This window comes from Pseudophaeobacter sp. 1A16562, assembly GCF_041008785.1.
Lineage (GTDB): Bacteria > Pseudomonadota > Alphaproteobacteria > Rhodobacterales > Rhodobacteraceae > Phycobacter > Phycobacter gallaeciensis_A.
In genome coordinates this window covers 28,699-41,887 of the sequence record NZ_JAXGFT010000019.1, presented here as the reverse complement: position 1 = coordinate 41,887, position 13,189 = coordinate 28,699, and the positions used below count along the sequence as shown (strand labels likewise).

At 60.4% G+C, this 13,189-nt stretch carries 12 protein-coding genes; 8 read left to right on the top strand and 4 right to left on the bottom strand.

Annotation, left to right across the window (positions count from 1 at the left end):
* Position 1 precedes the first annotated feature (1 nt).
* Both SM764_RS20265 and SM764_RS20260 read right to left on the bottom strand, forming a co-directional pair.
* Positions 2-376, bottom strand: a complete 375-nt coding sequence (locus tag SM764_RS20265; RefSeq protein ID WP_369002607.1) for a response regulator — start codon at positions 374-376, stop codon at positions 2-4.
* Positions 373-660 carry an STAS domain-containing protein gene (locus SM764_RS20260; RefSeq protein WP_274830699.1) on the bottom strand — a complete coding sequence of 96 codons (288 nt, stop codon included), beginning with the start codon at positions 658-660 and terminating at the stop codon, positions 373-375. The genes SM764_RS20265 and SM764_RS20260 overlap by 4 nt, the downstream gene beginning before the upstream one ends.
* Positions 661-1,102: 442 nt before the next feature.
* Between SM764_RS20260 and SM764_RS20255 the strand changes: the two genes are divergently transcribed.
* The 6 genes from SM764_RS20255 (at position 1,103) to modC (ending at position 7,838) form a co-directional block, all read left to right on the top strand.
* Positions 1,103-3,382, top strand: coding sequence for a methyl-accepting chemotaxis protein (locus SM764_RS20255; protein ID WP_274839909.1), 2,280 nt, complete (start codon positions 1,103-1,105; stop codon positions 3,380-3,382).
* Between the two features lie 154 nt (positions 3,383-3,536).
* Entirely contained in the window at positions 3,537-4,475 is a 939-nt protein-coding gene (locus tag SM764_RS20250) for a CheB methylesterase domain-containing protein (protein WP_274830766.1), read from the top strand.
* Positions 4,476-4,510: 35 nt separating this feature from the next.
* A complete protein-coding gene (locus tag SM764_RS20245; protein WP_274830765.1) occupies positions 4,511-5,068 on the top strand; it encodes a chemotaxis protein CheD in 558 nt (185 codons plus the stop codon).
* A gap of 198 nt (positions 5,069-5,266) precedes the next feature.
* Positions 5,267-6,049: a molybdate ABC transporter substrate-binding protein gene (modA, locus tag SM764_RS20240; RefSeq protein WP_369002605.1), complete on the top strand. Its 783-nt coding sequence runs from the start codon at positions 5,267-5,269 to the stop codon at positions 6,047-6,049.
* A gap of 8 nt (positions 6,050-6,057) precedes the next feature.
* A complete protein-coding gene (gene modB / locus SM764_RS20235) occupies positions 6,058-6,750 on the top strand; it encodes a molybdate ABC transporter permease subunit (RefSeq protein ID WP_274834948.1) in 693 nt (230 codons plus the stop codon).
* The gene (gene modC, locus SM764_RS20230) at positions 6,750-7,838 is read left to right on the top strand and encodes a molybdenum ABC transporter ATP-binding protein (RefSeq protein WP_274830763.1); all 1,089 of its coding nucleotides are present in this window, start codon (positions 6,750-6,752) and stop codon (positions 7,836-7,838) included. The genes modB and modC overlap by 1 nt, the downstream gene beginning before the upstream one ends.
* A 153-nt stretch (positions 7,839-7,991) precedes the next feature.
* On the opposite strand, the gene SM764_RS20225 is transcribed toward modC, so the two are convergent.
* Positions 7,992-8,450: an Lrp/AsnC family transcriptional regulator gene (locus SM764_RS20225; protein WP_274830762.1), complete on the bottom strand. Its 459-nt coding sequence runs from the start codon at positions 8,448-8,450 to the stop codon at positions 7,992-7,994.
* Positions 8,451-8,566: 116 nt separating this feature from the next.
* Between SM764_RS20225 and SM764_RS20220 the strand changes: the two genes are divergently transcribed.
* Together SM764_RS20220 and SM764_RS20215 are read left to right on the top strand one after the other, a co-directional pair.
* Positions 8,567-9,769, top strand: coding sequence for a methionine gamma-lyase (locus SM764_RS20220; protein ID WP_369002604.1), 1,203 nt, complete (start codon positions 8,567-8,569; stop codon positions 9,767-9,769).
* Between the two features lie 10 nt (positions 9,770-9,779).
* Positions 9,780-12,146, top strand: coding sequence for a thiamine pyrophosphate-binding protein (locus tag SM764_RS20215; RefSeq protein WP_369002603.1), 2,367 nt, complete (start codon positions 9,780-9,782; stop codon positions 12,144-12,146).
* 10 nt (positions 12,147-12,156) lie between these two features.
* On the opposite strand, the gene SM764_RS20210 is transcribed toward SM764_RS20215, so the two are convergent.
* Positions 12,157-13,113, bottom strand: coding sequence for a 1-phosphofructokinase family hexose kinase (locus tag SM764_RS20210; RefSeq protein ID WP_369002602.1), 957 nt, complete (start codon positions 13,111-13,113; stop codon positions 12,157-12,159).
* Between the last annotated feature and the right edge of the window lie 76 nt (positions 13,114-13,189).

Below are 13,189 nucleotides of genomic sequence, written 5' to 3'. Positions count from 1 at the left end.
CTTACGCCGCAGCTCCGGTGACGCGCTTGAGCGCAAAAATCAAAGACGTGTCATCGAAGGGCTTAGTAATCCAGCCGGTTGCACCTGCATTGCGCGCACGGGTTTTCATTTCCGCGGCACTCTCGGTGGTCAGAACAAGAATCGGCACCTTCGAATTGATACCGTCGCCCCGGAGTTCTTCGATGACACCGAAGCCGTCCAGATTGGGCATGTTGATATCGGTAATCACCACATCCGGCGCGACGGCGGGATACATATCAACGCCTTCACGGCCATCGACCGCGCAGTGATATTCAAAGCCGGCTTCTTCCAGCGTGGCAGCAAGCAGATTCCGAATCGTGCGGGAATCATCAATTGCAAGGACTTTGGTTTTCATGCTGTTTCCTCGTCTTCAAAGCGGTTGGACTCTAAACCCAAAAGCGACAGAGACTTTCGGCACGATTCACTGATGTTTGTGACCGCAAATCCCAATTCTTCGGAACGCCACTGCTGCTCCGCACTCAGCAGAATCTGAAGGCATCGCGAGGGCATCGCCATAACCTTGGAGCAGTCGATTTCTACCGCAGAGGTGCGCGCTCCGCGCAGGAATGCAATCAGCGGATCAAGGTCCGAAAATGCATTCGGAAGGTCTAATAGGTGTTTTTGCGTTTCCGTGGTCATCTTCCGCGATTCGCACCCCCGTTGTTCGGTCACATGTTAGAGTTCGATAGGGTCATTCTTAGGCTCGGGGGTTTAATAATTGATTGCCGCAAAGGCACCGCAACACCCTTTTGCCAGCCCTCAAGCCCTCCGGGGAACGCCGTTTTGCGGACAATTTTACATGCCCGATTCTTCGTTGCGGTGAGGAGAGCCATCGCGGCCACACAGTTAGAATCCCTATACGCGCGACAGCGGCAGCATTTCCCGACGCTGCGGCCGGAAGGCTTTTTAAAATTCGAACGAATGCCGGAAATTTAAGCCGCAAATTAACCCCCGCCGGGCATTCATTCCATTGGACAGGGCCGATCCGGGCCCTGGTTTGCAAAGCGTAAGCAAGAAGGCCTTTGGAACAGTGAAAATCGCACACAAGCTCCCGCTATTCGTCGTCGCATTCGGTGCAGTCATGGCTGCGATCGTGGTTTCGATCAGCACGATCACGTCGCAGAACAGCGCAAGGACCCAGGCCCAAGAGCATTTCGAATCTCTGGTTGCCAGCCGCAAGGCAGCGGTCGAATCCCTGATGCGGGGTATTACGGCTGATCTTCTGACACTCGCCGCCGTGCCCTCCACCGGGACCGCGCTGCAACGCTTGTCCGGCGCATGGACCAATCTTGGCGATGAGGCTGCCCAGACCGTGCGTGACGCCTATATCACCAACAACCCCAATCCTCTGGGGGAACGCCATCTGCTAGATCGCGGCAAGCAGACAATTCCGTACAACATTCACCACGCCAAGTTTCACCCGGCCTTCCGTACCCTGCTGACCAGTAAAGGGTACTACGACGCCTTTCTTGTGAACCTGTCCGGCAACGTACTTTATTCGGTCTACAAAGAAGACGATTACGCGACCAATCTTTATGATGGTCCGTACAAGGATTCGGGGCTTGCGCAGCTATTCCGCAGAACTGCGGATGCGCAGCCGGGAGAAGTGTTGTTTTCCGATTTCGCGCCTTATGAGCCAAGCCAGGGCAAACCGGCCGCCTTTGTCGCCACACAGATCGTCGCCAATACCGGCCAAACCGTCGGAATCCTGGTTCTGCAGATGCCGGTGAGCATGATCAGCGCCATCATGAACGAGGCCCGGGGCATCGGGGAGACAGCCGATGCCTATCTGGTAGCCTCTGACCTGCTGGCACGGTCGTCGTCACGATTCGAGGGTGGCCATATGCTGCTGGATCCGATTGCAGAGCAGGAACACATTACCTCTGCTCTCAATGGTGAAAGCAAGTTCTATCCCTCGACGACCGGTCTGAACGGACGGGAAGTCAGCGCCTTTTCCGAACCAATTGCTCTGGCAGGCAAGGAAATGGCAATCGTTATCGAACAGGACCGCGCTGAACTCATGGCGCACGTGAACAGTGCACGCAACTTCCTGCTTCTGGTGTCACTGGCCTGTACGGCAGGGATGTCTCTGCTGGGTTGGCTTTACGCCCGGACGATTACACGGCCGCTGGACCGCATCAGCAGCAATATGGAATCGGTGGCTTCCGGCAATCTGGAAACTGAGGTCAGCGAAGCCAAGCGTGTCGATGAAATCGGGCAGATTGGCAAGACGCTGGTCTCCATGCAGGATGACCTGCGGCACGCACGCACCGCGCAGGAAGAGCGCGCCCAGCAGCAGCAGGAACAGCAACGGGTGGTAGAGACCCTAAGTTCCGGTCTGCTACGGCTGGCCCAAGGGGATTTCTCTGAAAAAATCACCGAACCCTTCACCGGCGAGCATGAACAACTGCGGTCCGATTTCAATAAAACCGTCGAAAACCTCAGCGATACGGTGTCGAAAGTGGTGGAATCCGCTTCCAGCATTCGCAACGGCGCGGCTGAGATCAGCCAGTCCTCGGACGATCTATCGCACCGCACCGAAAGCCAGGCCGCAACGCTCGAAGAAACCGCTGCTGCGTTGGATGAACTGACCGCGAGCGTAAAATCCGCTGCCGAAGGCGCACGTAGCGTCGAAAACATCATGGATGAGGCCAAGCAGGAAGCCGAAAACAGCGGCGTCGTGGTGCAAAGCGCGGTCTCGGCGATGACCGAGATCGAGCAATCCTCGACACATATCGCCCAGATCATCAGTGTTATCGACGATATCGCCTTCCAGACCAACCTGCTCGCGCTGAACGCCGGCGTCGAAGCTGCCCGTGCCGGTGAAGCAGGTCGTGGTTTCGCCGTGGTTGCCTCCGAAGTGCGCGCCCTGGCGCAGCGGTCCTCGGATGCGGCGATGGAGATCAAGACCCTGATCGGCGACAGCTCGAAACAGGTGGAACGTGGCGTGGATCTTGTCGGTAAGGCCGGGGAGGCGCTGCAGAATATTGTGCAACGGGTTAACCACATCTCGAAACTGGTGACCGATATCGCCGAGGGCGCGGCCGAGCAATCGACCGGTCTGGGTGAAATCAACACTGGCGTGGTGCAGCTGGATCAGGTGACCCAGCAAAACGCCGCCATGGTGGAAGAGGCCACCGCTGCGGGGCACATGCTGAACAGCGACGCCACCAAGCTAGCCGAACTGGTCGCACACTTCAAGATCACGGGCGGCAGCAATATCACCGCAATGCCGCAGCCTTCGGCACCCATCGCACCGACGGCTCATGGCGAAGATGATTGGGATCTGGACGAGATCACTCCGACCCCTGTCGCCGCAACGGACGGAAACGCCGCCATCGACAAGTGGCAGGACTTTTAACCTGCCATCGATCCGGGGCGCACAGGGTGCGCCTCACCAATTATGTAACTTTCGGTTGTTCACCGAACTAACGTGACTGGGTATAGAATTGACCTCTCAGAACCTATTAATAATAACAACTGACCGGACATTTGCCCGCTCTTTGCAAAGCCACATGGAAGCCGCATATCCCGGTATGAAAGTGCTTTTGGCTAACAACCTCATGATGGCCTACAACCAGGCCGAAGCGGCGCAGCCAACCTTTGCGTTTGTGGAGGATGGTTTCACCCGATTGCCAGAATTCGAAATGATGCTGGCACTGTTCTCGGCCGTGGACACCCGCTGGGTCTCGGTCATGGATAGCCCGGGTGCGACACCTGCACGCCAGTCTTCTCCGTTGCTGAACGTAGGCGCGGGTATTTTCGAACTGACAAAGGCGGACAGCCCGCGCCAGTTTGCCCAATATTACGACATGATGGTCAAGGCGCCGCGGCGCGGTGCCCCAGCGCGGACTTCTGCCTCAGCTCCGCCGCCGCCCAAACGCGATTTCAAGAAATTCATCCTGATCGGTTCCTCCACCGGCGGTGTCGAAGCGCTGCGTAGCGTATTGGTCGGCTTCACCCAGAATTGCCCACCGACGCTGATTGTTCAGCACACCGGTAAGAACTTCGGCCCTGGGCTTGTGTCGCTGCTGGACCGGATCTGCGCCGCCAAGGTGGTTGCGGCCGAGGACGGCATGCAGATTGAATCGGGACATGTCTACGTTGCCGCAGGACAAACCCGCCACATGGGGCTATCGCCCCGTAAACCTCTGCGCCTTCGCATGAAAGAAGGACCGCCAATTTCGGGCCACACTCCGTCCGTTGACGCTTTGTTCACTTCTGCCATGCCATATGGAAAGGACGTGGTCGCAACAATCCTGACCGGTATGGGCCAGGACGGAGCCAAAGGGCTTCTGGAGTTGCGCAAAGCCGGGGCAGCCACATTTGCACAAGACGAAAAATCGTCTGTTGTTTATGGAATGCCAAGGGTTGCCTGGGAAACTGGAGCCGCACAGAAACAAGTGTCTCTTGCCCGCATGGCCGGAGCGCTACTTCAGGCCTGCAAGACCTGAGCCGGGTTTTCCCCGGGCTAAACAAGGAGACCGCTGTGACGTCAGTATTCGCCAACACCACCTCCGTGACCATCCTGCAAGGGGATTACCGCGTGTCCAAGGACCCGTCGGTCGTCTTCTCGACTGTGCTTGGCTCCTGCATTGCAGCCTGCATCTATGACGCGGAGAATGGCGTTGGCGGCATGAATCACTTCCTGTTGGCGAATGCCAATGGTGGCGGTGTCAGCGCCCGCTATGGCATTCACGCCATGGAGCTTCTGATCAACGGAATCATGAAGAAGGGTGCCGAGCGCCGCAATCTGAAGGCCAAGGTGTTTGGCGGCGCAAAAATGTCGGTGAATCTGTCCGATATCGGTGCCTCAAACGCGCAGTTCGTCCAGCAGTTCCTGAAAGACGAGGGTATTCCCTGCATCTCCTCCAGCGTGGGCGGCACATCGGCCCGCCGGGTTCGGTTCCACCCGACATCCGGCAGCGCCCAGCAGACCCGGGTTGCCAACGACCGGCGTCTTGGCGAACAGGAAGTGGCGGCAGCACGTCAACCCACACCCGCACCCGCCACCCCGGCTGGCGCAGGCGATCTGACTCTGTTCTGAGTTACCGCAGGCGGTCCCGAACCGCAGCCGGATCCCATTCCGAAAAAAGCCGGTCGCAGCGTTGCGACCGGCTTTTTGCATTGTGAGCACCCACGCAGTGGAAAGCGCCAACCACGGGCGAGGGAAATTATCCCTTGCTCCGTTTCCGGCCCGGCGCTACGCCAAGTGAGATACGCAGACGTTCCACGAGGCCCGCCAATGATACTGTCCCGCACCCGCCGCCTATGTCTGGCTGCCGTGCTGGGATTTGCGTTTGCCATCGCAGCGCCCGGTCTGACCTTTGCAGGCGAGGTCACTGTGTTCGCCGCCTCCAGCCTGACCAATGCAATCAAACGTGTCCGCGAAGGGTTTGAAGCCGAAACCGGGCATACCGTTGCGGTTTCACTGGCCGGGTCCTCCGTTCTGGCGCGCCAGATCGAATACGGCGCCCCCGCGGATGTCTTCATCTCCGCCAACCCCGCCTGGATGGACCATCTTGAGCAGCGCGGCAGGATTGTTGCAGGCAGCCGGTTTGACCTGATGGGCAACAGCCTTGTGCTGATTGCACATGGGCAGCAGCAACCGGTGACACTTTCGCCCGATTTTGACCTTGCCGGACTGCTAGGGGAAAACCGGCTTGCCATGGCCCTGACCGAAGCCGTGCCGGCCGGGATCTACGGCAAGGCCGCGCTCTCATCGCTCGGTCTGTGGGACGGCATTGCCCCCAATGTAGCCCAGACCGACAACGTCCGCGCCGCGCTGGCCTTGGTCGCCACTGGAGAGGCCCCCTTCGGGATTGTCTACACCACGGATGCAAAGGCCAATGCAGACGTCAGCATTATCGCCACCTTCCCGGGCGACAGCCACCCACCGATCATCTACCCCGCTGCAGCAATTGCGCCCGGTGACAATCCTGCAGCACGCGACTTTCTCGATTATCTCCAAAGCCCCGCCGCAGGTGCCATCCTGACGGCCGAGGGGTTCACCGTTTTGCCGGAATAGCCCGCATGATGGACTGGCTCGGCCCCGAGGAATGGAACGCGGTTGCCCTGTCTTTACGGGTATCATTCTGGGCAACCCTGGCGGCGCTGCCTCCGGCCATGCTGATCGCCTATGCCTTGGCAAGGTGGGAGTTTCCGGGCAAGCAGTTGCTGAACGGTCTGGTCCACCTGCCGCTGATCCTGCCGCCTGTGGTGACAGGTTACCTGCTGCTTTTAACCTTTGGCACCCAGGGGCCGGTCGGGGGGCTGCTGCAGCAGATGGGGATCGTGCTGGCCTTCCGCTGGACCGGCGCGGCGCTGGCAGCCGGCATCATGGGGTTTCCGCTGATGGTGCGCGCGATCCGGCTGTCCGTCGAAGCCGTCGACCCAAAGCTGGAGCAAGCCGCATCCACCCTGGGCGCGTCCCGGGTTTGGGTGTTTGTTAGTGTCACCCTGCCGCTAGTGTTTCCCGGGCTGATTGCAGGCGCGATCCTGGCCTTTGCCAAGGCGATGGGAGAATTTGGCGCCACGATAACCTTTGTGTCGAACATACCGGGCCAGACCCGGACCCTGCCATCAGCGATCTACGCCTTTTTGCAGATCCCCGGCGGTGAGGCGGCCGCAACCCGATTGGTGCTGATCTCGGTTGCCCTTGCCATGACCGCCTTGCTCCTGTCCGAAGCCCTTGCCCGCAGGGCGGCCAAACGCATAAGGGACGCGTGATGCTCTCGGTGCAGCTCAGCCATAGCAGGCCCGGTTTCACCCTCGATGTCGCCTTTGAGGCGCCGCAGGGGATCACCGTCCTGTTCGGCCGATCGGGGTCCGGGAAGACCACTGTTGTCAATGCGGTGGCTGGGCTTTTGAAACCGGATGCAGGACGCGTGGCGCTGAATGGACGGGTCCTGTTTGACACCAAATCGGGTCTATGGCTGCCGCCAAACCGGCGCCGCATTGGCTATGTCTTTCAAGAGGGGCGCCTGTTCCCGCATCTGACCGTCCGGCAAAACCTTCTGTTCGGTCGCTGGTTCGCCCCAAAGGATACGCCCAGGGCGGATATCGACCGGATCGTCGAGATGCTGGGGATCGGCCACCTGCTGCAACGACGACCCGGAGGGCTGTCGGGTGGTGAGAAACAAAGGGTTGCAATTGGCCGTGCCCTGCTGTCCTCGCCGGAGATGATCCTGGCCGATGAACCGCTGACGGCGTTGGATGAGGCGCGCAAGGCGGAAATCCTGCCGTATTTCGAACGGCTGCGCGATGAAACCGATATTCCAGTGCTCTACGTCAGCCACGCCGCAGCCGAAGTGGCGCAGCTGGCCACCACGGTTGTTATCCTGCAAGACGGTAAAACGGTTCAGCAGGGACCCGCCGCGCAGATCCTGAGCGATCCCAATGTCATGCCGACCGGTGTTCGTTCCGTTGGCGCGCTGTTGGAAACCCGGGTCAAAGCGCATCACCCGGACGGGCTGACCGAACTCGACGCAGGCGGTATTCCATTGTTCCTGCCAAAGATCGCCCAGGCACCGGGTCAGATGATCCGGGTCCGGGTTGCTGCGCATGAGGTGATCCTGTCACGACAGCGTCCCGAGGGGCTTTCTGCGCTCAATATCCTGCCGGGCACGGTCCAGCAGATCCGCGCCGGTGACGGCCCCGGGGCAATGGTGTCTCTCAAAACGCCAGCCGGGCGCATCCTGGCCCGCATCACCCAGCGCTCGGCGCGGGCGCTGGAGCTCACTGAAGGCGCCGAATGTTTTGCCGTGGTGAAATCGGTCGCCATCGCGCCCAGCGATATCGGTGGCGCTTCGGGATAAGCCTGCCATAGCTTCTGCACTAGGGCACACGGACAAGTTTCACGCATCGGCTAGAGCACTGCTCGCCACGCCGAAATATTACATAACACACATTATGTGCACAATTAGGGCGACGTATCTGCGCCGACCGCACTTTGGCGACATGCACCGCGCTCACGCAACCGAAGGAAACACCGCCGTCTTTTTCACCGTGCCGTAGACAAAACTGGTGTCGATCGAGGCGATGCCGCCGATGGGATGAATGCGGTTCCGGATGAAATCCTCATAGGCTTCGAGATCGGGCACAAGCACCCTCAGCTGGTAATCCATTGCGCCGGTCATCACGTGACATTCCAGCACCTCATCGATCATCCGGATACGGCTTTCGAAGTTCTTTACATCCGCCTCGTTGTGCCGCTCCAGCCGGACGCGCACGAACACCATGATCGACAGACCATATGCCGCCGCGTCCACATCGGCGCTGTAGCCCTGCACGATCCCCTTGGCTTCAAGGTTCCGGATCCGCCGCAGACAAGGAGAGGGTGACAGATTCACCGCATCGGCAAGATCCTGGTTGGTCATGCGACCGTCCCGCTGCAACGCACGGATGATTTGTCGGTCCTTACTGTCCATGAAGCCCTCATATTGGCAGATACTGCCAATAATTACCTCAACCAAGGCAGAATTGGCAATCAAATGCCGTACAGGTCAGCACAAAGTGGCGCCATCAAGTTTCAGGAGATATCCCAATGAGCCGCGCCACAGGATTTGCCACCCGTGCCATCCACCACGCCTATAACCCGCTCGACAATGACGGCGCGCTGACCCCGCCCCTGCATCTGACCTCGACCTTCTCCTTTGAAACCGCCGAAGCGGGCGGAGATACCTTCGCCGGAGAGCGCGAAGGCCATATCTATTCCCGCATCTCGAACCCGACCTGCGATTTGCTTGAGCAGCGCATCGCCACGCTCGAAGGGGCCGAGGCAGGCCTTGCCATGGCCAGCGGCATGGGCGCGATCACTGCGGTTCTGTGGACCCTTCTGTCGCCGGGCGACGAGGTGATCGTCGACAAGACGCTGTATGGCTGCACCTTTGCCTTCATGCGGCACGGGCTGGCGAAATGGGGTGTCACCATTACCCATGTGGACATGACCGACGTGGAAAACCTGCGTGCGGCGATCAGTGACAAGACCCGCGTCGTCTATTTCGAAACCCCGGCCAATCCGAACATGCGTCTTGTTGATATCGCGGCTGCATCAGACATCGCCCACGCGGCAGGTGCGCAGGTCGTGGTCGACAACACCTATGCCACCCCCTATCTGACCCGCCCGATTGAGCTTGGCGCCGATATCGTGGTGCATTCCGCCACAAAATACCTTGGCGGCCATGGTGATGTGGTGGCCGGGCTGATCGCAGGCACTGCCGAGCAGATCACCGAAATCCGGTTGGTGGGGATGAAGGACATGACGGGGGCAGTAATGGCGCCTTTCAATGCCATGCTGATCCTGCGCGGGCTCAAGACTCTGGCCCTGCGCATGGATCGTCACTGCGCCTCTGCCCGGGTGGTGGCGGAGTATCTGGAGGCGCATCCGGCCGTCAGCAGCGTCCATTTTCCGGGGCTTCAAAGCTTCCCCCAGCACGAACTGGCCGAACGCCAGATGGCGCAGCCGGGTGCAATGATCGCCTTTGAAATCGACGGCGGTATGGCTGGCGGGATCCAGTTCATGAACGCGCTCGAGATGATCCAGCGCGCCGTGTCGCTTGGCGATGCGGAAACGCTGATCCAGCACCCGGCCTCGATGACCCATTCGACCTATACCGCCGAGGAACGGCTTGAGCATGACATCAGCGATGGCCTGATCCGCCTGTCGGTGGGGCTGGAAGACGTGGCCGACATCCTGCAGGATCTGGATCAGGCCCTGCCCACGCCCGCCAAACACGCTGCCGAATAAGGAGAGCGCCATGCCCGCCGATCTCACCCACCTGAAGACCGTCGAACAGCGGCTGCTGTGGCTGTCGCACTGGATGATCCATCACGCCAATCACGTGCGCCCCAAGGTGGACGGGATCAAGATCGGCGGGCATCAGGCCTCCTCCGCCTCGATGGTATCGATCATGACCGCGCTCTATTTTTCGGCCCTGCGGCCCGAGGACAGGGTGGCCGTGAAACCCCATGCCTCGCCGGTCTTTCACGCGATGCAATACCTGATGGGCAACCAGACCCGCGAGAAGATGGAGAATTTCCGCGGCTTTGGTGGCGTGCAGAGCTATCCCAGCCGGACCAAGGATATCGACGATGTGGATTTCTCCACCGGTTCGGTGGGCCTTGGCGTGGCGATCACCTCATTTGCTGCGATTATCCAGGATTACATCAAGGCCAAGGATTGGGGGCGCGATGCCCCGATGGGCCGCATAGTGGCGTTGGTCGGCGATGCAGAACTGGACGAGGGCAATATCTACGAAGCCCTGCAGGAAGGTTGGAAAAACGATCTGCGCAACACCTGGTGGATCATCGATTACAACCGCCAGTCACTGGACGGAATCGTACGCGAAGGGTTGTTCGGGCGGATCGAGAAGATTTTCGACGCCTTCGGCTGGGATGTGGTGCGGGTCAAACATGGCGTCTTGCAGCGGGCCGCGTTCGAGGAACCCGGTGGCGATCATTTGCGCGACTGGATCGATGCCTGCCCCAATCAGGAATATTCCGCGCTGACCTTCATGGGCGGTGCAGTCTGGCGCAAGCGGCTGATGGATGATCTCGGCGATCAGGGCGATGTGACGGCCCTGATCGAGCGGCGCAGCGACGCCGAACTGGCCGCGCTGATGGAGAACCTGGGCGGCAACTGCGTGGAGACCATGGCTCAGACCTTTGACGCCATCGACCACGATCGGCCCACCTGTTTCCTCGCCTATACGATCAAGGGCTGGGGCACGCCCATTGCGGGACACAAGGACAATCACGGCGGGCTGATGAACAAGTCCCAGTTCGCCGAATGGCAAAAGCACATGGGCGTGGCTGAAGGCGAAGAATGGGAGCCTCTGGCAGCGGTCAAAGACCCGGATGCTCTGCGCGCCTTCCTGTCTGAGGTGCCCTTCTTTGCCAAGGGTACCCGGCGCTATCAGGATGACAAACTGGCGGTGCCCGCGATTGCCGTCGACACCTCGCGCGAGGTGTCGACCCAGATGGCCTTTGGCAAGATCCTTGATGATCTCTCGAAGGGCGATAGCGCACTGGCCGACCGCATCGTCACCACCTCACCTGATGTGACCGGCACCACCAACCTTGGCCCATGGGTGAACCGGCGCAAGCTCTTTGCTCGCACCGAACAGGCCGATGCCTTTATCGAAAACCGCATTCCCTCGACCGCGAAATGGGAGTTCACACCGCAGGGCCAACATATCGAACTGGGCATTGCCGAGATGAATCTGATGCTGCTCTTGGGCGCGGCGGGCCTGTCGCATTCGCTCTTTGGCAAGCGGCTTATCCCCATCGGCACGGTCTATGATCCCTTTGTCGCCCGCGGCCTCGATGCGCTGAACTATGCTTGTTATCAGGACGCGCGTTTCATCCTCGTCGGCACCCCCTCCGGGGTGACACTGGCGCCCGAAGGCGGTGCGCACCAATCCGTCGGAACCCCTCTCATCGGGATGAGCCAGGACGGGCTGGCCTCCTTTGAACCTGCCTTTGCCGATGAGCTGGCAGTGATCATGGAGTGGGCCTTTGACTACGTGCAGCGCGATGGCGAGGGCGATCCGGATGAACGCACCTGGCTGCGGGATGAGACCGGCGGGTCGGTCTATCTACGCCTCACCACCAACCCTGTTGAACAGCCCGGCAAACGCGTCGACGAAGAATTCCGTCAGGGTGCCATCGATGGCGCCTACTGGCTGCGCAAGCCGGGGCCGAATTGCGACGTGGTAATCGCCTATCAGGGCGCAGTTGGCCCAGAGGCGATCAAGGCCGCCGGAATGGTCGGCGAAGGTCGCCGCGACATTGGCGTACTGGCGGTGACCTCGGCGGACCGGCTGAATGCAGGCTGGACAGCGGCGCAACGCGCTCGCGCCCGCGGCAATGCAGCCGCGCAATCGCATATCGAGGCCCTGATGAGGCGGCTGCCGCCCCATTGCCGGATCATCACTCTGATCGACGGGCATCCGGCCACATTGTCATGGCTTGGCTCTGTCGCCGGGCACCAGACAATCCCGCTTGGGGTGGAGCATTTTGGCCAGACCGGCACTATAGGGGATCTTTACCGCCACCACGGCATCGACGTCCGCGCCATCGTCGAAAAGGTAAATGGTTTGACAGCCGGGAAGAAGATGGCCTGAGAGGCGCACATCAAAGGGATGTATCTTCGCGAAGCGCGCAGCGGTCCAGCAGTGCCGTTACATCCTCGGCCTTGAACAATGCGGTGCCTTCGGTCTGGACCGTTGCGCTGGCGGCGGCAACGCCCCAGCGCAGCGCCTGCCCCAGAGGCTGGCCCTGCGACAGGGCCAGCGTCAGCGCCCCGGTAAAGGCATCCCCGGCCCCGATTTTACTGACCATCGGAACCTCGGGTGCGCGACAGAAAAACCGCTGCTGCCCCGTCACCAGAATGGAGCCTTCACCGCCGCGGCCGCCAACCACGAGCTCCGCCACGCCGCGCGCAATCAGCGCCTCGGCAAAGGTGTAGCTGTCATTCAGCCTCTCCATCCTGTGCCCTGCTGACTGCTCCGCCTCACGCTGATCCAGCCGCAACAGATGCACCGGATCGGAAGGTGAGGTGAGCAGATGTTCCAGCGCAGTCTTTGAGGTATCGACTACCAGCTTGCTCCGGCTCGGGGTCAGGGCCGCCAGAACCTTTTGCGGGAAATCGTCACCCAGACCGGGCGTGACGCCACCGCTAAGGACCACATAACCATCCCTTGGCGCAGCAGAGGCAATCGCATCGAGCAGACGCGCGCCGTCAGCCTCACTCATCTCCTCACCCGGAACACTGAAGCGGAACTGTTCCCCGGTCGATGTATCCGTCACCGCAAAACTCTGCCGCGTTTCACCACCGGCCTGCACGGGATCCACCGGGACGCCCTCCGCTGCCAGAAGCTGCAACAGCCGCTCCCCCATGGCGCCGCCTACGGCAACCAGCGCCAGAACATCGCCGCCCAGCCTGTGAATGGCCCGGGCCACATTGACACCGCCGCCGCCCGGATCGGTGCGCGGAGTATCACAATAAAGCTTGGGGCCTGCCACCACGTGGGCGATCGAGGTGGCCAGATCAACGGCAGGGTTCAGCGTGATTGTCAGGATCTTGGACATTGGTTTCCCAGCAGGCAGGTCAGAGCACAGCCTCTGCACATCTAATTCTTTTCTGTCGCGCCACCAATCCCGGACG

Excerpts from the sequence above, each read along its gene's own strand:
- SM764_RS20210 (WP_369002602.1), bottom strand. The coding sequence starts at position 13,113 with ATGTCCAAGATCCTGACAATCACGCTGAACCCTGCCGTTGATCTGGCC.
- modA (WP_369002605.1), top strand. The coding sequence starts at position 5,267 with ATGATACTGTCCCGCACCCGCCGCCTATGTCTGGCTGCCGTGCTGGGA.
- SM764_RS20255 (WP_274839909.1), top strand. The coding sequence starts at position 1,103 with ATGGCTGCGATCGTGGTTTCGATCAGCACGATCACGTCGCAGAACAGC.
- SM764_RS20250 (WP_274830766.1), top strand. The coding sequence starts at position 3,537 with ATGGAAGCCGCATATCCCGGTATGAAAGTGCTTTTGGCTAACAACCTC.
- modB (WP_274834948.1), top strand. The coding sequence starts at position 6,058 with ATGGACTGGCTCGGCCCCGAGGAATGGAACGCGGTTGCCCTGTCTTTA.
- modC (WP_274830763.1), top strand. The coding sequence starts at position 6,750 with ATGCTCTCGGTGCAGCTCAGCCATAGCAGGCCCGGTTTCACCCTCGAT.
- SM764_RS20260 (WP_274830699.1), bottom strand. The coding sequence starts at position 660 with ATGACCACGGAAACGCAAAAACACCTATTAGACCTTCCGAATGCATTT.
- SM764_RS20265 (WP_369002607.1), bottom strand. The coding sequence starts at position 376 with ATGAAAACCAAAGTCCTTGCAATTGATGATTCCCGCACGATTCGGAAT.
- SM764_RS20215 (WP_369002603.1), top strand. The coding sequence starts at position 9,780 with ATGCCCGCCGATCTCACCCACCTGAAGACCGTCGAACAGCGGCTGCTG.
- SM764_RS20225 (WP_274830762.1), bottom strand. The coding sequence starts at position 8,450 with ATGGACAGTAAGGACCGACAAATCATCCGTGCGTTGCAGCGGGACGGT.
- SM764_RS20220 (WP_369002604.1), top strand. The coding sequence starts at position 8,567 with ATGAGCCGCGCCACAGGATTTGCCACCCGTGCCATCCACCACGCCTAT.